The organism is Lysinibacillus parviboronicapiens (assembly GCF_003049575.1).
Classification (GTDB): Bacteria; Bacillota; Bacilli; order Bacillales_A; family Planococcaceae; genus Lysinibacillus; species Lysinibacillus parviboronicapiens.
Map to the genome: position 1 here is coordinate 1 of NZ_PYWI01000013.1, position 24223 is coordinate 24223.

The window sequence follows — 24223 nt, forward strand, 5'->3', positions numbered from 1 at the left end:
CTTCTTCGTACAATTGAAGGATATGTAGTTTTAACTCGAGTGAATGTTTACTTCGCCCCATAAAAATGCTCCCCTTAGATAAACAGATTTTATTTTTTAATCTGTCTACCTAATAGGGAGCATATCAAAATGAGCGCCTGGTCCTTTGTTTTTATATTTGTCTAAGGTGTATATATAACTCAATAGCTTCTATTGCAGAAATAGGTTTTAATTTAATTAAAAAATATATTATTAACTAACACTGTAAATACGATTAATGATCAATATATCTTCTGGTTTTTGTAATAAACCAGTAGGAAAAGTACTTTCTAATTTTTCCTTTTTCCCTTCTCCCCATAATGCTCCAAAACTTTTGATACCAGCTGCTTTAGCAGCTAAAATATCTGTCGGCTGATCTCCAATATAAATACAATTCTTTGGTTCAATTTGTAACTCGTTAACTGCTTTTAACAACGGTGCAGGATTTGGTTTGTGCTCTTTACAATCATCTAGTCCTACAATAACATTGAAAAAAGGATAGAGCTTTGTTTTATGCAATTCCTGGATAACATATTTTTTATATTTAGATGATACAATTCCCATTGTTACCCCCCTATCTTTTAATTCAGTTAACACCTTGTATATACCGTTATATTCCCCAACTTGGTCATTTATCATTTCGTAGTGTCTAAAAAATGATTCCAATACCTCTGTTTTTTGCCCGCTAAACCACTCATCTATAATTCTAGTAATTGGTTTTCCATTTAAATAACTTTTTTCTTCATCGGTAAGTTGACTCTCCCTAATTGTTTCTATACAGTGACAGCATGCTTGAATATACCATTTCTCGCTATCATGTAGTGTACCGTCTAGATCAAATAAAATAGTATCCATACTTCCCCCTTAGCTGATTCATTTTTCACTTCAACTGTTTAAGAGCATAGTCTGTTGTAATCGTAATGTTTTCGGGTATATCATCTATAGGGAACCATTGCACTTGCTCTAAAGCATGGGGCTCTTTATTATGTACTTTACCATTTGTAATATGAGCGATGAAAGTAGGAGCAACATAATGAACATCTTCTGATTGAACGATATGATTTGTAACACATACTAATCGTTCAATTTCGATGTCAACCCCAAGCTCTTCCTTAATCTCACGTATAACAGCATTTTCTATCGTCTCCATATAATCGACCTTCCCACCAGGTAAACTCCAGTAGCCAGATTCAGGCGATTTCTTACGTAATACAAGTAAAATCCGGTTATTCTCATCTAATATAACTGCTCCAACTCCGACTTTTGGTAATTTTTCTTTTTTCATTATTATTCCCCCTTATAAAGACCAGCTTAGTTAATTGTTTCAAAAGCAGAGCTTAAGTTTAAACAAAATGTTAATTATTTTGATATGTTTTAATTGCTGGAGGCACATAAGCTAAACATTTTTCTAATAGCAGTAATACGTCATTATCTACTAAAAGTGCATTTCGATACTGTGTTTGTAAAAATTGTTCCTCTTGCATATGATCAAATAATGCTATAAGTAAATCATAATAATGATTAATGTTTAAAATTCCACAAGGTTTTTGAATTAAACCAATTTGATTCCACGTGAACACTTCAAAAAATTCTTCTAATGTACCCGGGCCACCAGGTAAAGCTATAAAGCCATCAGCTAGCTCCATCATTTTACTTTTACGCTCATGCATAGAATTTACAACAATAAGCTCTGTTAAATGTTTATGAGAAATTTCTCGGTCCTCAAGTAATGTTGGTATAACACCAATGACCTTGCCCCCTTCCCTAAGAACTGTGTCTGCTACCGTTCCCATTACACCTACACTAGCTCCACCGTAAATTAATGTAATATTTCGTTTAGCTAATTCTTTCCCTAAAAGTATAGCTCCTTCTCTGTAAGCTTCAGAAGCCCCTATGCTGGATCCGCAAAAAACTGCAATGCTTTTCATGTAATTTTCCTCCGTATTAGGCTATATTCTTTTATAGTATAATTTAACTTATACAAAATAGGAAATGGGCATTAATCTACTTTTTTTACAAATATAGAAATACTGTCCATAAAAAAGGCCACTTTAATCAATCAGACTAATCCCAGTCTTAAAGACAGGGGTCAGTCCTTTAGCTATCTTGGCTTTGTTGTTTATTTACTGTTTGCTTCTACGTTGTTGAATAGTAATTTGCAATCCAATCAAACGATCCGTAGTCATGGTACCATTCTGTAAATCTTTCAGATGTGAAGCTTGAATGATACCATCTTTAACAGCCTGTGCAATAAAGTTTTCTGTTTCAGTTTTCATAGCTGGTGAACCTGGATTCCAATTTGTCACTTTAATTTCCTCCTTTTTGTCTTCCACAATTAATTGAACTTGTCCTTTACTATTAGTTGGGACATTTATTTTTCCCTCTAATTTGTATCCCTTTAGCATTATCCAATTAGCTTTTACTTCAAAGTGAGGACGGTCATACCCCTCTTTTCGTTAATGTAAGTCCACCAAAATATTGTGAGAAAAGATTATGTTTAATCATTGTTCAGCCCTCCACAATTAATATTCTTTCTTTTTCATTGCATCTGATAGCCCACGCTTATATGCTTCATCTAACTTCTTGCGATGTGTTACCTCATTGGCAATAGTAGACACTATTATAAATACACTTAGGAATACGATTATCCATGACTCCATGTGACACACCACCTCTCAAGGCATAATATTCGATAGTAATCTAACCATTTCATTATCAAAAAGGAAAATAACTTGATATTTACCAAAAATATGGTATTGTAATATTTAGTAAGATTTATAATAAAATCCTACTAAAAATAAATCAAAGGGAGTTGTAAAAGTATGAAAAAATTAATTGTAGTTCCGTTAGCTGCTTTAACATTAGGTTTTGGATTTTCAGGTGATATTGCAAGCGCAAGTGAATCTAACATTACTAATACTGTTCCTGTGATGATGGAAATGGCTGCAATTGAACTACTAATTGACGTCACTGATAAGACAGAAGACGGGTTTTACAATGGTTCATTTGATGTAGATGAAAGTCGACAAGTGAGAATGTATATTAAAAACAACGGTGATGTACCTATTACAGTTAAAGTAAAAAAAGGTAAAACTAATATAGTTGACGAAACAATAAAAGCAAATGGTCAAAAAGAAATTACTAAAAATTTAACTGATGGTAGTTATTCTTTCAGTATTGATGCAAAAGGTTCCGAGGTTGGCTTTCAATTTAGAGCAGTAGGATTGGATTAGATCACCTACCCTAATTTTAAAAATAGGATATTAATGTATTTCTATTAAAAAAGAGTGTCTGTCCTAAAGTCGTTTTTTAATTACTTTTGAGACAGGCCTCTTTTACTTGTTTTACACTCACTCTTCATCCCTCCACAATTCATAGTGATTGCTCATTAGCTTTTATAGTCTGTTTAGCTTTCGACTTTATATCTTCAAGACTGCATCAAACTCCGCCCTATCGGTTACTAGTACATGCCAGTGCTCTTCGGTATCTAATGTTCCTAAGATACTTACTCACCCGTAAACTAGTCCATTGTTATTTGTATGGCTGTTTGATACAGTATTCAAGGCATAATAAAAAGCCACACCTGGTTAGGTGTGACTCGTTGCTTGTTTGCGAAACACACGTACAAGCGAACGTGGTTATTATTGTAAGGCAATTTAGTGTACGCATTTCCGTGCGCTTTTTGATACTACTATCATATAACGGTTTTTCAATAGTTTCAGCCTCTACTTAGTAAGGTACTATTTTAATACCTTACTTTGATGAAACTTTTTCAGCATACTCCATCATACGCATGATGTTTGCGTGCTTAATCTTGATGTAATTCGTACTGTAATTTAATTCGTTAGCAATTGTTTCGAGCGTCTTGCCTTCCACATGCTTACGATAAAGGATTTTATATTCAAGCCCATTAAATGTACAAATCAGCTTCTTTAAATCATGTAGGTCGTTCATTTTATGAGCCAATTCATATTCGATTGCTTCTATTTTTTCTTCTACATTCGCCCCGAGTGACTTGGCTTCTAACTTAAACATACCTAAGTCATTTACGTTCTCCCAACGGTTTAATTCATGTTTGGTTTTAGTAAGGTTGAATTCAAGGTATGCTATTTCTTCCTCGAGTTTACGATAATCCTTCAACCATTCGTACATGTGCAGCACCTACCTTTTTTAATCTTTATATAATTCTCAATAATTACCTGCAAAATAATGACTTCTTTATTTGAATCTCCTAATATTTCCAAAAGAAATATTTTGAATTTATTGAAATTTCCTGTAATTTATGTTAAAACTTAAACTACTAGGGGATTTAACTAGACTGGAGGAATAATAATGACAAAAAAGATTAATAGTCGTATTTTTGGTTTTAGTTTACTATCAGCTTTACTTCTTTCTTTTTTCATCTATCCATCTGGTAATGTTTCAGCAGCACAAGAGAGTATTATCCAAAGCTCTAATACAAGTGAGGGAAATATCAGTCCTCTAGCAATAAGAGAAATATATGTCACTAAATACACTACAACTTCATCGTTCCCACCAGGGCAAAAGTATTTCACTCATAGAGATGGAGATTTTCTTTACTCAGGTACACTAACTCTTTTTGAATATGTGCACGATCCTGATGCAGGATTATACTTTGCAACATATAAAGGCTGGCTTAAAATTCAGTAAAAAGGCATAATAATTTAAATCCCCTAGTGTTTTTTTAATTAGCTCGTCACTTCTGCTGCACAATATCTTTCAGACACGATCCTCAAATTGTTCAGTAATTAAACCCATTTCCGAATAATTCCTAGTTATCCAAAAATCATTTAACCCCAATAACCGTTACGTTTAGCGTTACATGCTGTCTTGATGTATTTAAAACTATATATCCTTATTCCTCTTTTTTCTTTTTATATCCCATATATCTAATTTAACGAATACATAGCATAAAATCGCACAAATAAGAATAGCGCCGCCCATAAATACAAAAAACCATATCCATCCCATAATTTTCTCGTTGCCCTCCAATCTCTTTTGGATCTTTAAATTATTCAGTAATTTTTCAATCTAAACATTTTTTCTTTCCCTACTGCTTTAATGCATATTTTCTTTCATATTGCTAAGGATTATACTTATCGCTCAACAACAGGCTTTTTTTATCTATTCAAGGCAATTCACTATACAAACATAGCTATAACTTCATATTAATAATAGTGTAAAGCTAATTTAGCCTTACAAGATATCAAGATCACTCCTTTCTTGAACAATGGGTCACTCCCACACGTGACCCTTGTTTACCGTAGTGTGTAATAACGCTGCGGTTTTTTACTTTTTAATCTATTTCAAAGGCAATGAACTATACAAACCTAGTTATCCAATCATATAAATAGTAGTGTTAAGCTAATTTCGCTTAGCTTGGCACCTCCTGAATTGTTAGTTCTGGGTCACTTTCCTACGAGTGACCCTATAATATTTGTTTAGTAATCCCATTTGTCTCTTAGAAATTCTTTTCATACAGTTGGAATGGTATTAAACCCCATTACATATATTAGTTTCGGGATAGCTACTTTTACATCGCCCCAGACTGTAATTGCCTTTTGCTAGCCCACCATTCCCAACCCAAGCATCTTCCTCTCCTGCACAATATCTTTCGATTGCTTAATATGGACTTATAATGCCAAACACCACATACCCTTCTTTTTGTTCATAATTCTTAACGTAAGTAATAACTCTTTCAGTCCATCGTCCTGTCATTTTTTCTCCATCAAATTCATTTAAAAACACAATGTCTTCGTTTCGAATGCTGCACGTCTCTCGCTAAATCCTTTTAGGAATTCTCTCATCCTATCACCCTTCTTTCTGTTCATTTTCTTTCTGACACGAATTTCATTATGCCTAGTTAACCCAATCAACTAAGCCGCGATTTATTAACTCGTCGCACAAATTTCGTAATTGTTGTTCTGTGTTACCTTCATCGTTGAATCCGATGCGATAAAAAGCATCTCCCATTTCCCACAATTCAGGACCTCTTGTTAAAAATTGCGACATAATTAAATCGCAAATACCCTCTCCGTTACTATAAACTTCGATTTTTGTAGAAAATCTAAAAGTGTCAGGCACGTCCATTACAATAGTATTTTTTTGAATAAAGCCGTCACCTTCTTTAAAAGCTCCACCATTTACGCTTAAACCTTCAAAATCAGTGATATTAGTTTTTTCCTTAAATCTTAAAATTTTTGTCAATTTCCATTTCTCCTTTACTCAACATAATGATTCTGAAACGAATACTCATATTGTGCAGTAAATGAATCCATTCATAGTTCTAAAAAATTCCTAATTATGTTATTCTTTTGTAATACATCATTCCAAATATTGGGAGGTATCAGAATGGCCCTAAAGATTGTTAAAACTCTTTTATCTATTGTTATAGTGTTCTTGTATTATTTGGGATTTTGGACAGAAACCTTCACTTTGAAAATTGTTTTATTCTTTCTTATGGTCATCTTTATTTTGAAGTAGGTGTTGAAACTGGTAAGAAGCAAAAGAACAGCATTTAATGTGATAATTCTGCACAAAATCTTTCAGTTAAATATCTGCCTTTTCTCCTAACAGGTGCATTTGTGTTTCCTTTTCTAAATATTCATACTGACGTTCACCAAGTAAAAATTCTGCATGATTTTTAAATGCTTCTAATTCATGCACTTGATTATTTGCTTGTAGTAATTCATATTGTAGTTCTTTAATTTTTTCTGCCTGCTTGATAAGGGAATGGAAATCAATCTGTTCTACTTTTAAATTATTTGGTTGACCTGTACCACCCCAAAACATTTCTCCTGAGCCTAGAATGTAACATTCACAAATGCCTTTATCATTACGGTACTCGCTTTTAAAGCCGTAGGTTTCACCACGTTTAAATAATGTACCAGGCTCTAATTCACTTAATTTAATTTGTTCTGGCATTGTCATTCCCCTTCCTGAATAGAATTTATCGATTAATCCTCAAATTGTGAAGTAATTTAAAGCCCCTTAAATTTAAAATGTAGAATATATTCAGTCCTTTGGATGAATGATAAAACAATTAAATTTTGTAATATTAACATTGGTAACACAAATCATTTCAACTCGTTATCACTTTGATGTAACTATTTTTTATCTATGGAGGCTTGAAAATGGAAATTAATATGCGTTTAGAATTGTTCGTACAAAATTTGAAAAGGTCTGTTGACTTTTATAAAAATGTAATTCAATTAGAGTTATATTCTCAAAATGAAACTAGTGCTAGATTTAAATCGAAAAATCTTAATGTACTTTTAACGCAACAAAGTATCCTTTCAAACGACCATTATTTCAGCAATATTAATACCTCTCGAAAAGGAATGGGGGTAGAGATAATCATTATTGTTCCTGATATTCAAAGCTTTCATCAACGTGTATGCGAGATGCAAATTGAATTAGAATCCCAACTAAAACAGCAAGAATGGGGCCTGAAAGATTTTCGTTTGGTCGATCCAGATGGATATTATTTAAGAATCTCTTCACCCCCTAAATGAACACTCGGTTTTATTTACTCTTTTTATAAATGATTTAACCTTTCTTCAAGGATGATAATTCTAACTATCATCCTTTGTGACTATTGCTACGCTCTTTGGACGTACTATACACAATAGTATTTTCGAAAAGTCTTTTGCGCATGAACGGCAAATATGTCTACTTGCTAAATGTGTATGAAAGAATGTCGGCATATCTGAACTTACTTCATTAAAGCTACTCTTGCTGCACATTTTCTTTCTAGTGCTTTGAAATATTTATTATTTCTTTTTTGTACTCGCTTGTGCGAGAAAACTCTGTTTCACAATCACCACATCTAACAAGAAAGTCTACTTCATAACCACCTGTGTCTGACTTTTTCCCTGTGGCATTAGCTAAAACAATTGTTTTATGTTCACACTTCATTTTTCCACCATCCTTCCTGAACAATATCTTTCTGACACGATCCTCAAATTGTTCAGTATTAAATTTAATTTGTATGTCTACACTCTTTCTTAAAGGAGTGATAGGTTATGACAATTTCACATAAAGAATTCGATAGATTTTGGAATGAATATTTAATTGAATTTGAAATAAAAAATAAAGAATTTACTCAGATTCAAAAAGAAACCTTAGAAATTGTTGAAAAAATAATTTCTAATCCTAGCTTATATCATAAGGGAATTGTGAATGAAGCAATAAAATTAAAAGAGAATTTAATGCGGTAGATTACGATTACCGCATTTTTTTCTGCACAATGTCTTTCTGACACGATCCTCAAAATGTGCATTAACTTAACATTTATATAATTTAGTTTTAACCTTGTAATCAAATTCCTTTTACATAAAACATCAAAAATGACGATTAAATTTAGTCGATTGTTAGCCTATTGCCCTTTATTCCATATTTCACTCGAATAAAATACTACAAATGGAGGTGAAAAAATGGATAACTGTAGTAACTGTAATAAACGTTCCTGTTTATGTGGAAGCCAAATAGGACCATTCACAGCAGTCGATCTCTGTGGAATTACAGGCTCTATTCCTCCTGTAACACCAACAGCATGTAGCGGTCTTTGCGAATATGGTTATATATATAATCTAGGTCCTGAAACTGTAGCTGTAGAGGCTGATGTTATTTTTGATTCAACAGGTATAGTTACACCTGGAATTACGCACATTCCAGGAACCTCTCAAATTGTTGTTACCACACCAGGAATCTACGAGGTTACTTTCAGCGTATCAGGTGTTGAACCTAACCAATTTACACTATTTTTAAATGGTGTACCGATTCCAGAATCAGTCTACGGTTCAGGGGCTGGTACTCAACAAAACACAGGTCAGGTAATAATTGCTATACCAGCCGGCGGTATTCTTACACTTAGAAATCATACCTCCGCCGCAGCAGTAATCCTTCAAACTTTAGCAGGAGGCACACAAACAAACGTAAATGCTTCTATTATCCTTAAAATGTTAAGTCCTATTGTTTAAAGATAAAATACTCGGTAAAGATAGTTAGGAGTAAGTATCCTTTGACCAAGGATTTGCTCCTTTTTTCTTTTCAGATTTATTCATTTATATCAGGTAATTGATAACCCGTGTTCTCACTCTCTTACTGAACAATATCTTTCTTATCAAGACTAAAATCGAAAAAAATTAAATAAATTAATGGACCAAACATATTTTATATGACTAATATGTTTGGTCTTTATCTATTTAAAATATCGAATCTTAATGTACTTTAATAAAGTGTCTGTACTCGTCCCCCTTCATTCCAAAGTTCCTCTGCAACATCTCTGTCCGGGAAGTTTGTAACCATGTGATGATGAATATGAACCTTTTTTCCCTCTGCGTTATTAAATTCTGTTACGTAGATATACTTCAACTCGAATTTTTCGTACTTCTTCTGTTTTTTCAACCAACGCTTTGCTCTATCCCCTTTGCCTTTTCTGGCTTAGGGGATTTTCGTTTCTCTTTCACCTTTTTCACCTTGCTTTCAATGCCAATTAACGTCGCTACCGTCTCATTTAGCTATAAGTCTGAATTATTATTGCCCATAGTCAAAATATATGGGGTGTTGTACGGAATGGGAATGTCGGTATTCATGGTCTTAATTATCAACCCTGTATTTCTGTAGAAGATGAAGTGGCAGCACAGATTCAAGCAATTTTAACTGACGAGAGCATTTCCACTACTTATCGCGCATTGAAACACATGTATTATGCTATGCGTACACAAATTTTCTGGGATGGTAACAAACGAACAGCGCTTATTTCAGCAAACTATATCTTGCTACTTAATGGAAATGGCATTCTCCCTATTGAAGAAAAAAAACTAGAACACTGGAACGAACTCTTATCGGAGTTCTACGAAACTAACGAAGATGAAAAGATTATTGACTGGACATATAACAACTGTATTTTCGGCATTGATTATTAAGTGAAAGAAAAGTTACATCTCTCCTATCTAGGGAGAGTGGAGTGAAAGATTATTGATTAATTTGCAAATTAATTAAAAAAAGAGCAAGATAGAAATCTTGCTCTTTTTCCTTAGAAGAAAGGAGATCTATATGAGAGGATCAGTAAGGAAACGCGATAATCGGTGGTATTACTCATTTGAACTACCTACCAGGAACGGCAAACGGAAAAGAATTGAGCGTGTTGGTGGCGATACAAAGCCCGAAGCTGAAAAAGCTTTAACAACCGCGCTCAACGAACTAAACGAAACAGGTCGCTTTTTCGAATCTTCAAAATCGCCCCTGGAGGATTATATGTGGTATTGGTTTGCCGAATATGCATTACTCAATTTAAAAGAAAATACACAGGAAAACTATCGCATGGTTATAAAAAAACATATCGCCCCTCCAATAGGTGACATAGCGCTGCGCAATCTAACACCAACGATATTGCAAACTTGGATCAACGATAAGCGTCCCGAAGGATATTCCGACAAATCTATGTCAATTTTCCGTTGCGTCATTAACAGTGCTTTACGCCATGCAGTTTATCCGTGGGGTTTATTGAAGGAGAATCCTATGCAATATGTAACTATGCCAAAACGCCAACGTAAAAAAGTATCTAAAGAAGAATTTAAAATTATAAAGCGCGATGATCTCATTAGAATTATGGAATATTTAAAGTCTGATATGCCACTATATATGCCGTTTCATATCGGTTTACATACTGGATTACGTGTGAGCGAGGTTTGCGGCTTATTATGGCGAGGATATTGATCTCGATGAACGCACACTCACGGTCGAGCGTGCAATGGTAAATTCTAAAGGGGAATGGGTACTAAGTTCAACAAAGACTGCATCCAGCGAGCGAACTATACCGCTCGGTCCAACAATCATTAAATTGTTGAAAGAGCATCGCCTTTGGATTAAGAAAAATAAATTATTTTATGGACCACACTATATAGATAGCGAACATGTTTGTGTAAAAGAAAGTGGTGAACCTATTACTCCTAGTAGCATGAAATATAACACTAACAAATTAAAAAAAGAACTCCAAATTCCATTCAACTTTCACTCGCTGCGTCATACACACGCAACAATGTTGATGGAAAATGGAGCTAAAATAAAAGACATCCAAGCTCGGTTAGGTCATAGCCGATCTGCTATTACCATAGACACTTATTCGCATCTTACCGAAAAAATGCAAAAAGAATCAGTCGATATTTTCGAACGAGCATTGGATGACATCAAATAAAAACTTGCCGATCAGTTGCCGCTGGTCGGCAAGTTCTTTTAGTAGGAAAAATACATTGCGTCGGCAAAATGTCGGCAAATTCAATATTGGTCTTTTTTACCATACGCTCAAACCATTGATATATCAGCTATTTCGTATCATCCATTTTCAGAACAGCCATGAATGCTTCTTGAGGAACTTCGACCGAACCAACTTGTTTCATACGTTTCTTACCCGCTTTTTGTTTTTCAAGTAATTTACGTTTACGAGAAATATCCCCACCGTAACATTTTGCAAGTACGTTTTTACCCATTGATTTAATTGTTGAACGTGCTACAATTTTTTGACCAATTGCTGCTTGAATTGGTACTTCGAATTGTTGACGCGGGATTAATTCTTTTAGTTTTTCTACGATCACTTTACCACGCTCGTAAGCAAAGTCACGGTGAACGATGAAGCTAAGTGCATCTACTTGTTCACCATTAAGGAGGATATCCATTTTTACAAGTTTCGATGGTTTGTACCCAATTAATTCATAGTCAAACGATGCATAACCTTTTGTGTTCGATTTTAGGTAATCGAAGAAATCATAGACAATTTCTGATAATGGCATTTCATAAATGATGCTAACACGTGTAGTATCGATATAATCCATCGTCATGAAATTACCCCGTTTGATTTGACAAAGCTCCATAACTGCACCTACATAATCGTTCGGTACCATAATCGTCGCTTTGACATATGGCTCTTCTACACGGTCAATTTTTTGTGGATCTGGCATCATTGACGGGTTATCGACCTTCACTGACGAGCCATCTGTCATATTCACATCGTAAATTACAGATGGTGCCGTTGTAATTAGGTCAATATTGAATTCACGCTCGATACGTTCCTGTATGATTTCCATATGTAAAAGTCCTAAGAATCCACAACGGAAACCGAAGCCAAGTGCTTGTGATGTTTCAGGTTCATATTGAAGCGCAGAATCATTTAACTCTAATTTTTCTAATGCATCACGTAAGTCATTATATTTCGCTGTGTCTATAGGATATAAACCGCAATATACCATTGGATTTAAACGACGATAACCAGCTAATGCTTCTGTTGCTGGGCGTTTTGCGAATGTCACTGTATCCCCTACGCGCGTGTCGCCTACATTTTTAATTGACGCTGTTAAATAACCAACATCCCCAACAGTTAGTTCTGCTTGTGGTGTGATTTTTGGTGTATGAATTCCGACTTCAATAACTTCGAATTCTGCATCAGTGGCCATCATGCGGATTTTATCGCCCGCTTTTACTGTACCATTCATGATACGGATAGAGATGATAACACCTTTATACGCATCATACACTGAGTCGAAAATAAGTGCTTGTAAAGGCGCATCTGGATCACCAGTTGGTGCTGGTACCTTTTCTACAATCTGTTCTAAAATTTCTTCAATCCCGATACCAGCTTTAGCAGAAGCTAAAACCGCTTCAGAAGCATCTAGACCAATTACATCTTCTACTTCTTGACGTACACGTTCCGGATCAGCGGCTGGTAAGTCAATTTTATTGATGACTGGTAAAATTTCAAGGTCATTATCTAGTGCTAAGTAAACATTTGCGAGTGTTTGCGCTTCGATGCCTTGCGCTGCATCGACGACTAAAATAGCGCCTTCACAAGCGGCTAAACTACGTGATACTTCATATGTGAAATCGACGTGTCCTGGTGTGTCGATTAGATGAAATGTATACACTTCGCCATTTTTTGCTTCATATTTTAATTGCACTGCATTTAATTTAATCGTTATGCCTCGCTCACGTTCTAAATCCATTGAGTCGAGTAGCTGTGCTTTCATTTCACGGGACGTCAGTGATTTCGTTTGCTCTAGAATGCGGTCAGCAAGCGTTGATTTCCCGTGGTCAATATGTGCGATAATAGAGAAATTTCGAATATTCTCTTGTCTTTTTAAACGTGCTTCTCGGTTCATATCTTCCACTCCTAATTAAACTATAATGAATTATACTATGAACGATATGCAAAGTACAACAGCAACTAGACTTGAAAGCCTATAACATCAATACTTGAAGTGTTTTATGCTGTTTTTAGATTTTGCAAGATACGGCATATAAATGCATAGATTTGGGGCTAGGTGGGGCTAATAATCATAGGGCGAGCTTATGTACAGGCGTATGTGAGAAAGGAATGATTGGGGCATTTGCGTCCCTCTTTTTACATTTGGGCTGTTTTCTAAAAAGATTGATACTTTCAACATACTAGGGTACTTTATAAGGTTTCTGATCTCGAATATATTCTACAATTGGACAGGAAAATTAATGTACCAAACAAAAAAAGCTGCCAAGAGACCTGCAGCTTTTAGCTTAACTATTGCTAACATTATTATCAGCAACGTAAAAGTCGATATCGATTAAAGATGAAAGGTGGCTCTTGCATTACTCTGCATACGTCCAATCTAAGCGTGAACAGATTGTTGATCATCTCTTTTTCTTTGGAACACATAGTGCTCTGAAGAAATTGCTTGATGGATTGTAGTAGAGATGGCTTCAAACGATGTGTTGTAGGTTTCCTTTTGTTAGGGTTGCTACCGCAGTTGTGCCATCGTAATGGTAGTCCCTTTCATCGTCTGGTGTTGCGGCGGTGTTTTTGGTTCAATAAACAACGTTGCGTAATACGCATCCGCAATGACAATCAAGTAAATCACAAAAAGTAATAGTTTCATTCAACGGTTCAAAAATTCATGTCTCCCTTTTTTCAGTTCTCTCAATTCAAATTGTCTAGTTATAATACGAATGGTACGTGAAAAGGTTTCAAAAATAACAGCACGACAATTTTCTTACGATATTGAAAAAGCAAGAACGCAATAAGCATTCTTACTTGTGTGTTATATATCCCTTTACTGTCAGAAAAAACTTCAATTGAAGAAGAGTTTGTTATTCCTCAACATGCGTTTGATTCAGTAGTGCTTGTTGAATTAGATTTGTTAGCGTTTCGACTCCTTTTTGTTCCAAATGTACACCGTCTGGAGCAAAATATTCAGGATGATCAATGGCTGCGGCATGCCAATCGATCAGCGTAATATTGTCATGCTCTTGAGCCTTCCTATACAAAGCGTTATTCACTTTTCCTTCCCATGGACGTGGTACACGCGTATTTACTAAATAAAGGTGAGCATTTGAAAATGCTCCAAGAAGCATGTCTATTTGATTGTTAGTAAAATAACCATTTGTACCTAGTTGAATAATGACTGCTTTTTTCGATTGATTAAAATTAGCAAAAGCAGGTGCCAACTTGACAGCTTGCGAAACTTGTCTGCCAATTTTTGCATCAATTGTAATGTTAGGATATATTTTTTGTAAGCTTGAAGCAATATCAATCATTACAGAATCTCCAATGGCTAATATTCCCTCATAAGAATCATTCAATGAGTTAGAATTAGAATCGTTTGTCTCCGTTTGAGGCGTTTCTTTATTGTGTTCGATGTTAGTGCCAGCTATTTCTCCATTATCGCGAGATTTCTGATCCAATGTTTCCGGATTGTTATCGATGTCACTGCTTGAAGTCTGTGGTTCACCATCTATTTTTACATGCGTTGGATATAATTCTTTTGCATCCTTTTGTGCTTCACCAACTACCCCTGTAATGCCTGTAAAAAACACTAGAAGAAATAGTGGTAAAAGTACCGTTGATATTTTTCTTGCAAAAGAAAAACTTGCCCATTTTGTTAGATCGATTACAACATACTGACGATAAAATGAACGGAATCCACGTTTGCGAATCGGCGTTTCAATAAAACGATAAGACAGTTCAGCAATAATCAATATAACGATCATCTGTAAAGCGATACGCCAGTATACTGGATTTCCGATTTCGTGAACAGGGGTACCCAACACCATTATAGGATAGTGCCAAAGATAAATTCCATATGATCTTGAGCCTATCCAGCAAAAGGGCTTCCATGAAAGTAATTTTCCCAAAAAGCTAACTGGGTGACAAACACATGCTATCAATATCGCTGCATTTATCGAAACAAGGAACATGCCTCCTCTGTATAAAAACCCTTGATATTCATCTACAAAAAAAACACAAAGTATCAAGATACTAAAAGCAACCCAACTTGTTATATTTAGTTTATTGACGTGTTCGCTAGAAAGTTTTTGGGACGTAAGCCGTTTCATGGGCCAGACTAGTGCTAACCAACAGCCAATAAGTAACTCAAACGCGCGCGTATCGGTCCCATAATAAACACGACTCGGATCCATTCCTGGTTGATACAGTATGCTCATTAATATCGCCGAACATAATGCACTGATAAAGATAAATATCGATAATTTGCTTTGCTTTCTAAAAATATATAACCCAACTGTTAATATGATAGGCCATACAACATAAAATTGTTCTTCAATGGCTAGTGACCATAAATTTTTAAAGGGTGAAGGCGAACCGAAACTATCAAAGTATGAAAGTTTATGATAAACGAACCACCAATTGCTCATATAAAACAGAGACGAAACTGCATCTCCCCGCAAAGTATGTAGAAGTTCCTTGTTAAATAGCATTACCCAAACAAAAGTAACAATTATCATGACATATGCAGCTGGTAAGAGACGTCGAATCCTACCAATCCAAAATTGACCTAAACTTAACTTTAAGCCATTTCCTTTTACCGGTAAAATTGTGGAGGTTATTAAATATCCTGATAATACAAAAAAGATATCAACTCCTAAGAACCCTCCACTGGCCCAACTAAAGTTAAAATGGTAAGCAATGACAGATAGTACTGCTATAGCTCTAATCCCATCTAATCCAGGGATATAACGATGATTTAATGTCTTGCTTAACATAAAATTCCTCCAATAATCTGTACAACCTCTATTTTTATATGTTGCAAATTTTTTGTCTGATGATAAACAACGTCCCCTTTTTCGTTCTGAATCATTTTCTATATAAAAAGACGCATGATTTACTTTAAAAGTTTAAGACAAAAATTTTTTTACCTAAAACTAAAACAAAGGCTGACTTTGAAGGGTCTTCTATAGTGCTATCACGGTGCATAGCTAACAATTAAACTTCTTAGTGGTTATTTATTTTATGGACATCGAATTCTAGAAAAACAAAAACAACTTTTTAGCTCCATCTCCAGTTGCTTTGGGATGTAGCTAAAAAGTTGTTAGGGAAAAAGTGGCTAATAACTAGCCTTACTTTCTCTATACTTTGATATATTAACGTTTTGAATTATTTGAAGTCTCATATTAGTTAATCATGGTGTATTTTTCAATTCTAACAATGACTATTATTTTTTCTCCGCTGCGAAAGCTTTCGCAATAGCTTTCCCTAAAACGGCAATTGTTCGATTGATTTCTTCTTCAGTATTGCCAATTCCACCAACCTCTACAATCATCATTTGTTTTGCTAAATCCTGATTGTAACGTCCGTCCACGCCATCGCCACTTTTTGAGATAACACCTTTGGAAATATTAGGAACAATCGAATTTAAGGTTGTTGACAAACTTTCAGCATATGCCGTGTTCCATCGATAATTTACATGCTCAGCCCCTACAACAAGGGCAATTTTCGCATAGTTTTCACCATTCAATGTTAAAGTTGTTCGATCATGTTTTAAAGAATCTCGATGCAAGTCTAATATTAAATCATATTTATTTGTTTCCAAATGTTTACTCAAATGTGGTCTCATCACATTGTAAGCTTCATGATACCCTCTGCCTTCTAGTTTAATTTCTTTCATGACATCTACATCTAAAACATCTGTTTGCAGTCCATTTACATTAAAATGATTGACAATCATATCTTGCAAACTAAAAATATTGGTCGTTTCATGAGAAGTTGCTACTTTTCCGTTGACAGCTTGCACAATCGGTTCATATGCTTCATGTGAATGGGTAAATAACAATAAAACTTTAAAGGGATCTTTCGTCTGCTCTAACACACTTTGTTCAGCTAAATTAGTAGCGGCAAACACGACTTGTTTATCCTCTTGTTGTTTTAACGGAGTCGATGCTTGCTTGTTGAACGGAAGTTGCCCAGCAATGACAGGTAATACGAAGAAGAACAATAATAGACCAGTTGACCATTGTAGTTTTTTTAGCAAAGTCACACCCTCCTCCCCTTATCGTATGGAGGGGATGTGTCTTTTAGAACGATGAAATTATAGTTCGCTTGCCCATTTCGTTAGCATAGAAGAAATGAGTGTTGCATACTTATCAATCCAATAGTCTGCCTCCTTTGGCGTGACCATCAGCTGTGAATGAGAGGCCGCAAATGTTTCTTCAAACAATTGTTGTCGCTCCTCCTTTGACCAAGTAGCCCATTCCCCAAAAATAGGTGTTATCAGAGACATATCTAATTCTTTATTAGTGTCTGGTTGCCAAGAAGACAGTGATAACTTAGATGAAGGTTTACCACGTTCTGCGACACGTGCCGCTATAGAGCGTAGCATCAGTTCTACAGCATCTGCAATTAAAACGGGTGCATCCACTACTGTTGGGATACCAATTGCTGTCACAGGCACGCCAAGCATTTCAAATGAAATTTCCTGGCGCTGGTTCCCTACACCAGAACCAGGGTGAATCCCCGTATCTGTAAGCTGAACTGTTTTGCATAAACGGCTACTTGCCCTCGTTGCGAGTGCATCGACGACGATAATTAATTTTGGTTTTATACGTTCTGCCAACGCCGCAACAAATTCACCTGTTTCATAGCCAGTCTGGCCGGTTACACCTGGAGCGTACATCACGAATTTGTCATCGATTTGCTCTAGACTATGCAAATGGTCTATCAAATAAGGGCCGATAGCATCCGGTGTAATTGTGCGATTTCCTAAACCTATAATTAAAATTTTGTCATCATCTTTCCATGAAATCGATTCATGTAATTTTTTAAAATTCGTCAGGAGTGCTTTCTCTAGCTGTTGAAAACCATCCTTATCTTCTAATGTAAGGGTTGGTACGGACAGGGTAATATACTGCCCTTGCTTTTTACCGATTTGCTTTTCGCCCTCACCGTTGACTTGCACATCCGTAATTTTCACTCGGCCAGCATTTCGATCTTCAACTTGTATACCACTCGACTGCTCTAGCGTTTGTTTCTGTTCCCTCGTTTGATGTAAAACAACCTCATCTGATTCATCAATTAAGTCTGAACGTTGCCAATTTAAATTTTGCATATAATTCACCTCAATCGGTAGTTTGTTCAAACTGTCAAGTAAATATTCTTTGCATTTATCTATTGCAATTTAGCCTAGCGTTTGTTAAAATGATTTTTGTTGTATTGACACAAGAAATCAATGAGAAGATATCATCTCGTACCTAATTTAGGAGGTGAAAGATATGCCAAACATTAAATCTGCGATTAAACGCGTAAAAGTTAACGCAAAAGCTAACGCTGCTAACTCTCAAGCTAAATCTGCAATGCGTACTACAGTGAAAAAAGCTGAAAACGCTGTTGCTGTTAACGCTGAAAACGCACAAGAACTTTTACAAGCAGCTTACAAATCTTTAGATAAAGCAGCTTCAAAAGGACTTATCCACAAAAACGCGGCGGCTCGTAAAAAGTCTCGCCTAGCTAAAAAAGCGTAAGTGTTTATAAGATCAGTTTACTCTCTTAGGAGTAGCTGATCTTTTTTCATTTTTAATGAGAGAAGACTGCCCAACATTAATATTGGACAGTCTTTTTTAACAAATCTAGACAATGCGTTTTACTAGTGGTATTTTTTGAATGATCCATACAATCATCGTGGACAGCACTAGAATAATGAACACTTGCATTGGAATGGCCATAATCGGCTTTAAAAAAAGCTCATCGTCTTCAAAAAAGTAAGGACGTACTTTATCAAGAATCATCGCATGAACTAAGTACACACCAAAACTTGTTTGGCCAATTAGTTTTATAATTCCGCTTGTCCTATAAGTGCCGCGAGCAGCTTTTCGATTGACCCAATATTTCACAAAGACAAAGAGTGCCACACTCATTGCAATGACATTGGGACTGGAATACGAAAAAGCATAGCTTGTGAATTGTCCCTGCTCCGCCGTTAAAACATTTGTCCGTAATACCGTTTCCATTGCTCCGATAAACCCTAAGACATATATCCCTATACGCCATTTCTTTGTTAACTCAAATGCCGCCAAGTAATAGCCCAGTAAAAAGAAGCCAATGTATTCACTCAACGGGAAAAACAATGTAAATTCATTACTCACTATATAGGAATAATAGCGCAAGACTCCATAAAATAAAATCCATAGAACCACCACATAGCCAATCATTTGTTTGGATGCATGATTGACAAAAATATTAACTATCGGTGCTAGCAAATAAATGCCGATAAGTGCATAAAAATACCACAAATGATAATATATTTGATTATTAAAAAACATAATAAAAAATTCTTTCCATGAATAACCAGGGCTCCACATATATGTTGCCCATGCGTAATAGATAATTGACCAAGCAATAAACGGCAGTAAAATTTTATTGGCTCGTTTTTTGAAAAAGATACCTAGTGGTTCTTCCGTTCTGCCCAGCAGAAGTGCCCCACTGATCATTAAAAAAATTGGCACACACCAGCGAGACAAAGCATTATAAATAATGCCGATTTGCCAATCAATTTCATTTATTTTGCCATAAAGTACGACATACGGAGTCGCTACATGCAATAATAACACGCCTAAAATTGCAATGGCACGTAAGCTATCCATATACTGAATTCGTTTTTGCACGTTCAAAACCTCCCACGACATTATACAACCATTTAAGTCTAACTCAAAAATAAATTTTACAGTTGTCGTAGTAAAAACAGCTCTAAATAACGCTCACGATTACCACCGGCCGTTTTTAGTTGTAAATCTACTTCAGCTAATTGGTATAGAGCCTTGAGTAAACTTTCCTCCGAGGGACGATTACGCTGTTCAACCATTAACTTCACACGATAAGGATGAATTTTTAAATTTTTGGCAATTTGCTGCGGATGATAACCTTTTTTCAATAAATAAAAAACATTCGACATTGTACGTACATTGGATGCTAGAAGACCTACAAGCATGATGGGTTCTTGCTTTTGGCGCAGCAAATCGTGATAAATAGATAGTGCCGCAACAGGCTCATTGGCTAAATAAGCATTCAACATTTTGAAGGCATCCTGTTCCAATGTTTTCGCCACTAAATCCTCAACTAAAGTAACTGTAATTTCCCCACCCTCTCCTAAATATAAGGACAGTTTTTCAATTTCCATTTGAAGTTGAAGCATGTTTGAGCCAACCATCGTTACAAGCTGTTCAATGGCATTTTGTGTAATAGTGTTTCCCTGTGCCTTGACAAGCCCTTGAATCCACACAGCTAAATCTTGCTCTTTCGGTGTTTCTGCTTGTACTAAAAAGGCATGTTCTTTCATCATTTTCGTTACTTTTTTACGTTCATCAAGCTTTTCATATGGGGCAATAAAAACCGTCACAGAAAAATCTGAAGGATTTCCTAGCCATGCCTCTAACCGTTTCACATCGTGATCAATTTTTTCTTTACCTTTTTCTGTCGCTTTTAAAAAGGAAGCATTTTTGGCAATAATAAGCTTACGTTCTGAGAAAAAAGGGATGGTATCTGCTTCGTCAATCACTACATCAACGGGCGTTTCTTCTAAATCAAATGTAGTCATTTCTACCTCATCATTTGCAGCAATTGCTTCTTTTAAACGTTTTACAGTTTCATCTATAAAATAGCTTTCCTCCCCAACGAGCAAATAAACTGGCGAAAGCTCACCTTTTTTTATGTTGTTCCAAACGTTTGAAATCATTGTTTCCCCTCCATTTAGCAATAGAAATAGTATACATGATTTATGGCCCTTTGTGACTTTGACTAATTTGTGTCCCTTGCAGCACGGTTAATTCACGTTTTCGATATAGCTTTTATGAAAATGATGTCTTATAATAAATAACAGAATTGGAGGGATAACAATGAATCCATTTGAAGGTAAAAATATACAATGCAGACGTAACGATGCAATCGACTCAGGCATTGGTTTCGGCGTATCTTTTGCAGTCTTCGCTATTATGTTCATCATCGCAATAGTAGTAGACTACGCTGCAATGTAAATCTACCACTCAGACAGGTGAAAAGACCTTGTTCAATATTGGACAAGGTCTTTTTCTGTATGCATTGTCCATCTATTCGCTTGTATTCGGATTTCAATAGTGCCATCGATTGCAGTTGTCCTTGTCATTAATTGACGCTTTCTAAAACGTTCTACAACCATATCATGTGGGTGTTGATAGCGATTATTGAGCCCTGCACTAAAAATTGTCAATTCAGGCTGTAACAGTTCAACAAAAGACTCGATGCTTGATGTTTTACTGCCATGATGCCCTGCCTTTAAAAGCGTCATATTCGCTAACAGGCTTCCATAAAGCTTGATGAGCTCTCTTTCCCCATCCTCCTCTAAATCACCTGTTAGCAACGCTCTAAACGTCCCTTGTTGCATATATAAGACAATTGAATCGTCATTGCCCTCGTAATCCGTATCACGGGGCCATAAATAGTGAAAGCTTGACTCGCCCATTTGCCAGGCTGTTCCCTGCATCTTTTCCTTCACAGGCACTTTTTGTTGCGACGCTTCTACTAACAAATCTCGCATCACAGGTTTATCCATGGAGCCAGGCGTTACATGAATTTCGAGCATACGAATCTCCTTTAATACTTCTTCTGCTCCCTCTACATGGTCTGCATCCGCATGTGTGACTAAGAAAATATCTATTGTTCGGATCCCTTTGCCCTTTAAAAAAGGTACAACAACCTGTTTTCCAACCTCATATGGGCTACGAGATGTCTTCCATGCCTCCTGTTCAAAGCGCAGAAGCCCACCGGCATCCACAACATACACAGCCTTGCGAAAAGGCAATTCAATAACGGTACAATCTCCCTGACCTACATTTAAAAACGTGAGCTTTGTATCGTTAAATAACATTGGAGCGATGTGAATACACATAGCTGGGATGATAAGCACTGTTATAAATTTTCCATAGTACCGTTCCTCTAAAAAATATAAACCTGTTAACACACTAACAAATGCCAAACAAACAAGCCAAATTGCAGGCTTACCAGGTGTCCAAAGTTGATATGGAAATGTTTGTAAATATACGATTGCCTCCGTCAGTAAAACACGTAACGGCTCATATAGATGGAACACGCAGTTTGCTGCAGGTATGGATATATACGTTATAACTAGCAGCACAATATTAGATGGTAATATTACAAATGAAAACAATGGTACGAAGACTATATTTGCAAAAAATGAGGAAATGGAAACTTCATAAAAATGATGAAGTAATAGTGGATAAACAAGCACTTGGCAAACAACTGTTATTAAAAATGACTGCATCAACCAGCCCTTTGACAGTTTAAAGAGTACTCCTGAATAGACAATGCCCAACGTAGCTAAATACGATAATTGAAATCCTACCTGAAAAATGACACCAGGTTCAAGTAGAATAAAGCCAATAAAGCTAATTGCTAGTGCATCATCAATAGGCACTTGCCACTTCACATACCGCATCAGCAAGACAAATTCAACCACTGAAACTGCACGCCATACGGAAGGGGCACCACCAGCCAAAATTCCGTACATAGGTAAAATAATAAGTAAAACAACCCTAGCTATTTCTTTGCGTACACCAACACGCAATAGTCCTTCGTAAAACAGCCATGACACGAGTGCTACATGTAGACCTGAAATCGCAAACAAATGCGTAATGCCAAGTTTTTGATAAGCACGTTGTAGTTCATCGTCGACATGATCTTGCAAGCCTATAAGAAGCGCCTGTGCCTCTGCAGCTAATGATTGTGGGAACGTAGCCTCAATATGCTTTTTCACCTGCAACCTTTGCTTCGCAAGAAAGGATCGAATCGATTTTTCTGTGGATACGTAGGACCAGTCTGTCACTTCGAATATGCCATTTGCACCTTTACTCACCAAATAATCTTGCATTGAGAAAGCATAAGCGTGTGCAGGGGGTGTTGGCGCTACAAGTTCGCCTTGTACAAGATAGTTGAAGCCTGTAATTGATGTATTTATATAAAAATTTTTCTCTTGCTCTGAGGCAAAGCTATACACAACATAAAGCTTTTCACCGGTCTCTGTTTTCGCAAAGCCACGTAGCTTTTGCCCATTGATTTTATATTCGTTTGTCCATGTTAATTGAAAGGATGACGGTAAAGGGGAAGGTTCCGTCAATTGCACGACTAATAAGAAGAAAAATGAAAGAAGTCCAGCGCTCACAACGAGCGCTGAAAACACATGTGTCTCACCTTTATAGATTAGCCACATTGCCAGTAGTAGTAAAATAATGAGTAGCCATGCTGACTTGTGTACGGCTATGGATGCTACAAGTACAGCTAATGCTAGGTAAATCCATTTATGTTTTACAGTGTTTTGCCAAATAATGCACTCACCTTCTGTTCATAAGGGAGTAATTTTTCTGCCGGTAGGCCACTCTCACGTAACTCATTCAGCATGTCTATGTACAAAGCTAATTTTTCATTGCTTAAGAAGTCAATTTTACGTTCATCAAATGGTACATGCAAGACTTCCACGCCCGCTTTTCTAAATAATTCTTGTGCATACGGGTTGTTTTTATAGTCTGTAGCATAATACACGCGCTCAATACCAGCTTGAATAATTGATTTTGTACATGGTAGGCAGGGGAAATGCGTAACATATAGGTCTGCACCCTTCGTTGGTGTACCATATTTTGCACATTGTAGAAGTGCATTCATTTCTGCATGTATTGTACGCACACAATGATTATCCACAACATAGCAGCCTTCTTCAATACAATGTTCATCACCAGTAATCGAACCGTTATAGCCTCCTGCAATAATACGTTTATCACGTACAATTGTTGCACCTACCGCTAGTCTTGTACAAGTGCTTCGTAATGCGAGTAAATGGCTTTGTGCCATGAAAAATTGATCCCAAGTAATACGCTCCATATGACTACC

General features: G+C 36.1%; 28 protein-coding genes. 10 read left to right on the forward strand and 18 right to left on the reverse strand.

Going from position 1 to position 24223, the window contains the following annotated elements; translation table 11 throughout:
* Positions 1–231: 231 nt before the first annotated feature.
* From C9J35_RS12385 to C9J35_RS23605, 5 genes are all read right to left on the reverse strand, one after another.
* Positions 232–873, reverse strand: a complete 642-nt coding sequence (locus C9J35_RS12385) for an HAD family hydrolase (RefSeq protein WP_107924747.1) — start codon at positions 871–873, stop codon at positions 232–234.
* 25 nt (positions 874–898) lie between these two features.
* Positions 899–1303, reverse strand: a complete 405-nt coding sequence (locus C9J35_RS12390; RefSeq protein WP_201262066.1) for an NUDIX domain-containing protein — start codon at positions 1301–1303, stop codon at positions 899–901.
* A 70-nt stretch (positions 1304–1373) separates the two neighbouring features.
* Positions 1374–1946, reverse strand: a complete 573-nt coding sequence (locus C9J35_RS12395) for an LOG family protein (RefSeq protein ID WP_107924749.1) — start codon at positions 1944–1946, stop codon at positions 1374–1376.
* A 195-nt stretch (positions 1947–2141) separates the two neighbouring features.
* Positions 2142–2324 (reverse strand): hypothetical protein, encoded by a 183-nt coding sequence (locus C9J35_RS23395; protein WP_153062957.1) that lies wholly within the window; start codon positions 2322–2324, stop codon positions 2142–2144.
* A 216-nt stretch (positions 2325–2540) separates the two neighbouring features.
* Positions 2541–2678, reverse strand: a complete 138-nt coding sequence (locus tag C9J35_RS23605) for a hypothetical protein (protein ID WP_167395961.1) — start codon at positions 2676–2678, stop codon at positions 2541–2543.
* A gap of 162 nt (positions 2679–2840) precedes the next feature.
* Here C9J35_RS23605 and C9J35_RS12405 point away from each other — a divergent pair, with 162 nt between their 5' ends.
* A complete protein-coding gene (locus tag C9J35_RS12405) occupies positions 2841–3251 on the forward strand; it encodes a hypothetical protein (RefSeq protein ID WP_054767754.1) in 411 nt (136 codons plus the stop codon).
* Between the two features lie 520 nt (positions 3252–3771).
* Here the strand turns inward: C9J35_RS12405 and C9J35_RS12410 are convergent.
* The gene (locus tag C9J35_RS12410; protein ID WP_054767755.1) at positions 3772–4170 is read right to left on the reverse strand and encodes a hypothetical protein; all 399 of its coding nucleotides are present in this window, start codon (positions 4168–4170) and stop codon (positions 3772–3774) included.
* Between the two features lie 180 nt (positions 4171–4350).
* Between C9J35_RS12410 and C9J35_RS12415 the strand changes: the two genes are divergently transcribed.
* Positions 4351–4689: a hypothetical protein gene (locus tag C9J35_RS12415; protein WP_107924750.1), complete on the forward strand. Its 339-nt coding sequence runs from the start codon at positions 4351–4353 to the stop codon at positions 4687–4689.
* 972 nt (positions 4690–5661) lie between these two features.
* On the opposite strand, the gene C9J35_RS24870 is transcribed toward C9J35_RS12415, so the two are convergent.
* The 3 genes from C9J35_RS24870 to C9J35_RS12430 form a co-directional block, all read right to left on the reverse strand.
* Positions 5662–5805, reverse strand: coding sequence for a DUF3850 domain-containing protein (locus C9J35_RS24870; RefSeq protein ID WP_107924751.1), 144 nt, complete (start codon positions 5803–5805; stop codon positions 5662–5664).
* Between the two features lie 93 nt (positions 5806–5898).
* Complete coding sequence (locus C9J35_RS12425) at positions 5899–6246, reverse strand: hypothetical protein (protein ID WP_107924752.1); 348 nt, start codon at positions 6244–6246, stop codon at positions 5899–5901.
* A gap of 342 nt (positions 6247–6588) precedes the next feature.
* Entirely contained in the window at positions 6589–6963 is a 375-nt protein-coding gene (locus C9J35_RS12430; protein WP_107924753.1) for a hypothetical protein, read from the reverse strand.
* Positions 6964–7172: 209 nt separating this feature from the next.
* Between C9J35_RS12430 and C9J35_RS12435 the strand changes: the two genes are divergently transcribed.
* A complete protein-coding gene (locus C9J35_RS12435; RefSeq protein WP_054767759.1) occupies positions 7173–7553 on the forward strand; it encodes a VOC family protein in 381 nt (126 codons plus the stop codon).
* A gap of 238 nt (positions 7554–7791) precedes the next feature.
* On the opposite strand, the gene C9J35_RS23610 is transcribed toward C9J35_RS12435, so the two are convergent.
* The gene (locus tag C9J35_RS23610; RefSeq protein ID WP_167395963.1) at positions 7792–7956 is read right to left on the reverse strand and encodes a hypothetical protein; all 165 of its coding nucleotides are present in this window, start codon (positions 7954–7956) and stop codon (positions 7792–7794) included.
* Between the two features lie 107 nt (positions 7957–8063).
* Here C9J35_RS23610 and C9J35_RS12440 point away from each other — a divergent pair, with 107 nt between their 5' ends.
* The 5 genes from C9J35_RS12440 to C9J35_RS23945 all read left to right on the forward strand — a co-directional run bounded on the left by C9J35_RS12440 (position 8064) and on the right by C9J35_RS23945 (position 11239).
* The gene (locus tag C9J35_RS12440) at positions 8064–8258 is read left to right on the forward strand and encodes a hypothetical protein (protein ID WP_107924754.1); all 195 of its coding nucleotides are present in this window, start codon (positions 8064–8066) and stop codon (positions 8256–8258) included.
* A 216-nt stretch (positions 8259–8474) separates the two neighbouring features.
* Entirely contained in the window at positions 8475–9020 is a 546-nt protein-coding gene (locus tag C9J35_RS12445) for a BclA C-terminal domain-containing protein (protein WP_107924755.1), read from the forward strand.
* 654 nt (positions 9021–9674) lie between these two features.
* Complete coding sequence (locus tag C9J35_RS12450; protein ID WP_327323477.1) at positions 9675–9968, forward strand: hypothetical protein; 294 nt, start codon at positions 9675–9677, stop codon at positions 9966–9968.
* A gap of 130 nt (positions 9969–10098) precedes the next feature.
* Positions 10099–10761: a tyrosine-type recombinase/integrase gene (locus C9J35_RS23940; protein ID WP_201262067.1), complete on the forward strand. Its 663-nt coding sequence runs from the start codon at positions 10099–10101 to the stop codon at positions 10759–10761.
* Positions 10762–10795: 34 nt separating this feature from the next.
* Entirely contained in the window at positions 10796–11239 is a 444-nt protein-coding gene (locus C9J35_RS23945; RefSeq protein ID WP_201262068.1) for a tyrosine-type recombinase/integrase, read from the forward strand.
* A 127-nt stretch (positions 11240–11366) separates the two neighbouring features.
* On the opposite strand, the gene lepA is transcribed toward C9J35_RS23945, so the two are convergent.
* From lepA to gpr, 4 genes are all read right to left on the reverse strand, one after another.
* On the reverse strand, positions 11367–13193 hold the full coding sequence (gene lepA, locus C9J35_RS12460; RefSeq protein ID WP_107924757.1) for a translation elongation factor 4: 1827 nt from the start codon (positions 13191–13193) through the stop codon (positions 11367–11369).
* A 961-nt stretch (positions 13194–14154) separates the two neighbouring features.
* Entirely contained in the window at positions 14155–16065 is a 1911-nt protein-coding gene (locus tag C9J35_RS12465) for an acyltransferase family protein (protein WP_107924758.1), read from the reverse strand.
* A 449-nt stretch (positions 16066–16514) separates the two neighbouring features.
* Positions 16515–17336: a stage II sporulation protein P gene (gene spoIIP / locus C9J35_RS12470; RefSeq protein ID WP_235616293.1), complete on the reverse strand. Its 822-nt coding sequence runs from the start codon at positions 17334–17336 to the stop codon at positions 16515–16517.
* Between the two features lie 51 nt (positions 17337–17387).
* Positions 17388–18404, reverse strand: coding sequence for a GPR endopeptidase (gene gpr, locus C9J35_RS12475; protein ID WP_107924760.1), 1017 nt, complete (start codon positions 18402–18404; stop codon positions 17388–17390).
* 163 nt (positions 18405–18567) lie between these two features.
* Here gpr and rpsT point away from each other — a divergent pair, with 163 nt between their 5' ends.
* Positions 18568–18816, forward strand: coding sequence for a 30S ribosomal protein S20 (gene rpsT / locus C9J35_RS12480; RefSeq protein WP_107924761.1), 249 nt, complete (start codon positions 18568–18570; stop codon positions 18814–18816).
* A 105-nt stretch (positions 18817–18921) separates the two neighbouring features.
* On the opposite strand, the gene C9J35_RS12485 is transcribed toward rpsT, so the two are convergent.
* Together C9J35_RS12485 and holA are read right to left on the reverse strand one after the other, a co-directional pair.
* Positions 18922–19956 carry an acyltransferase gene (locus C9J35_RS12485; RefSeq protein WP_167395964.1) on the reverse strand — a complete coding sequence of 345 codons (1035 nt, stop codon included), beginning with the start codon at positions 19954–19956 and terminating at the stop codon, positions 18922–18924.
* 56 nt (positions 19957–20012) lie between these two features.
* A complete protein-coding gene (gene holA / locus C9J35_RS12490) occupies positions 20013–21023 on the reverse strand; it encodes a DNA polymerase III subunit delta (RefSeq protein WP_107924763.1) in 1011 nt (336 codons plus the stop codon).
* Between the two features lie 160 nt (positions 21024–21183).
* On the opposite strand from holA, the gene C9J35_RS12495 reads away from it, so the two are divergent.
* On the forward strand, positions 21184–21321 hold the full coding sequence (locus tag C9J35_RS12495; protein ID WP_107924764.1) for a YqzM family protein: 138 nt from the start codon (positions 21184–21186) through the stop codon (positions 21319–21321).
* A gap of 32 nt (positions 21322–21353) precedes the next feature.
* On the opposite strand, the gene C9J35_RS12500 is transcribed toward C9J35_RS12495, so the two are convergent.
* Together C9J35_RS12500 and C9J35_RS12505 are read right to left on the reverse strand one after the other, a co-directional pair.
* Positions 21354–23519, reverse strand: a complete 2166-nt coding sequence (locus C9J35_RS12500; RefSeq protein ID WP_235616294.1) for a DNA internalization-related competence protein ComEC/Rec2 — start codon at positions 23517–23519, stop codon at positions 21354–21356.
* Between the two features lie 125 nt (positions 23520–23644).
* Entirely contained in the window at positions 23645–24214 is a 570-nt protein-coding gene (locus C9J35_RS12505) for a ComE operon protein 2 (RefSeq protein ID WP_054767767.1), read from the reverse strand.
* Positions 24215–24223: the final 9 nt, after the last annotated feature.

What these genes read in the sequence shown, in the direction of transcription:
- C9J35_RS12430 (WP_107924753.1), bottom strand. Translation starts at nt 6,963, where the DNA reads ATGCCAGAACAAATTAAATTAAGTGAATTAGAGCCTGGTACATTATTT.
- C9J35_RS12505 (WP_054767767.1), bottom strand. Translation starts at nt 24,214, where the DNA reads ATGGAGCGTATTACTTGGGATCAATTTTTCATGGCACAAAGCCATTTA.
- C9J35_RS12385 (WP_107924747.1), bottom strand. Translation starts at nt 873, where the DNA reads ATGGATACTATTTTATTTGATCTAGACGGTACACTACATGATAGCGAG.
- C9J35_RS12410 (WP_054767755.1), bottom strand. Translation starts at nt 4,170, where the DNA reads ATGTACGAATGGTTGAAGGATTATCGTAAACTCGAGGAAGAAATAGCA.
- C9J35_RS12445 (WP_107924755.1), top strand. Translation starts at nt 8,475, where the DNA reads ATGGATAACTGTAGTAACTGTAATAAACGTTCCTGTTTATGTGGAAGC.
- C9J35_RS23605 (WP_167395961.1), bottom strand. Translation starts at nt 2,678, where the DNA reads ATGGAGTCATGGATAATCGTATTCCTAAGTGTATTTATAATAGTGTCT.
- C9J35_RS23610 (WP_167395963.1), bottom strand. Translation starts at nt 7,956, where the DNA reads ATGAAGTGTGAACATAAAACAATTGTTTTAGCTAATGCCACAGGGAAA.
- C9J35_RS12465 (WP_107924758.1), bottom strand. Translation starts at nt 16,065, where the DNA reads ATGTTAAGCAAGACATTAAATCATCGTTATATCCCTGGATTAGATGGG.
- C9J35_RS12415 (WP_107924750.1), top strand. Translation starts at nt 4,351, where the DNA reads ATGACAAAAAAGATTAATAGTCGTATTTTTGGTTTTAGTTTACTATCA.
- C9J35_RS12395 (WP_107924749.1), bottom strand. Translation starts at nt 1,946, where the DNA reads ATGAAAAGCATTGCAGTTTTTTGCGGATCCAGCATAGGGGCTTCTGAA.
- holA (WP_107924763.1), bottom strand. Translation starts at nt 21,023, where the DNA reads ATGATTTCAAACGTTTGGAACAACATAAAAAAAGGTGAGCTTTCGCCA.
- rpsT (WP_107924761.1), top strand. Translation starts at nt 18,568, where the DNA reads ATGCCAAACATTAAATCTGCGATTAAACGCGTAAAAGTTAACGCAAAA.
- C9J35_RS12390 (WP_201262066.1), bottom strand. Translation starts at nt 1,303, where the DNA reads ATGAAAAAAGAAAAATTACCAAAAGTCGGAGTTGGAGCAGTTATATTA.
- C9J35_RS12495 (WP_107924764.1), top strand. Translation starts at nt 21,184, where the DNA reads ATGAATCCATTTGAAGGTAAAAATATACAATGCAGACGTAACGATGCA.
- C9J35_RS23940 (WP_201262067.1), top strand. Translation starts at nt 10,099, where the DNA reads ATGAGAGGATCAGTAAGGAAACGCGATAATCGGTGGTATTACTCATTT.
- C9J35_RS12440 (WP_107924754.1), top strand. Translation starts at nt 8,064, where the DNA reads ATGACAATTTCACATAAAGAATTCGATAGATTTTGGAATGAATATTTA.
- C9J35_RS23945 (WP_201262068.1), top strand. Translation starts at nt 10,796, where the DNA reads ATGGTAAATTCTAAAGGGGAATGGGTACTAAGTTCAACAAAGACTGCA.
- C9J35_RS12435 (WP_054767759.1), top strand. Translation starts at nt 7,173, where the DNA reads ATGGAAATTAATATGCGTTTAGAATTGTTCGTACAAAATTTGAAAAGG.
- gpr (WP_107924760.1), bottom strand. Translation starts at nt 18,404, where the DNA reads ATGCAAAATTTAAATTGGCAACGTTCAGACTTAATTGATGAATCAGAT.
- C9J35_RS12405 (WP_054767754.1), top strand. Translation starts at nt 2,841, where the DNA reads ATGAAAAAATTAATTGTAGTTCCGTTAGCTGCTTTAACATTAGGTTTT.
- lepA (WP_107924757.1), bottom strand. Translation starts at nt 13,193, where the DNA reads ATGAACCGAGAAGCACGTTTAAAAAGACAAGAGAATATTCGAAATTTC.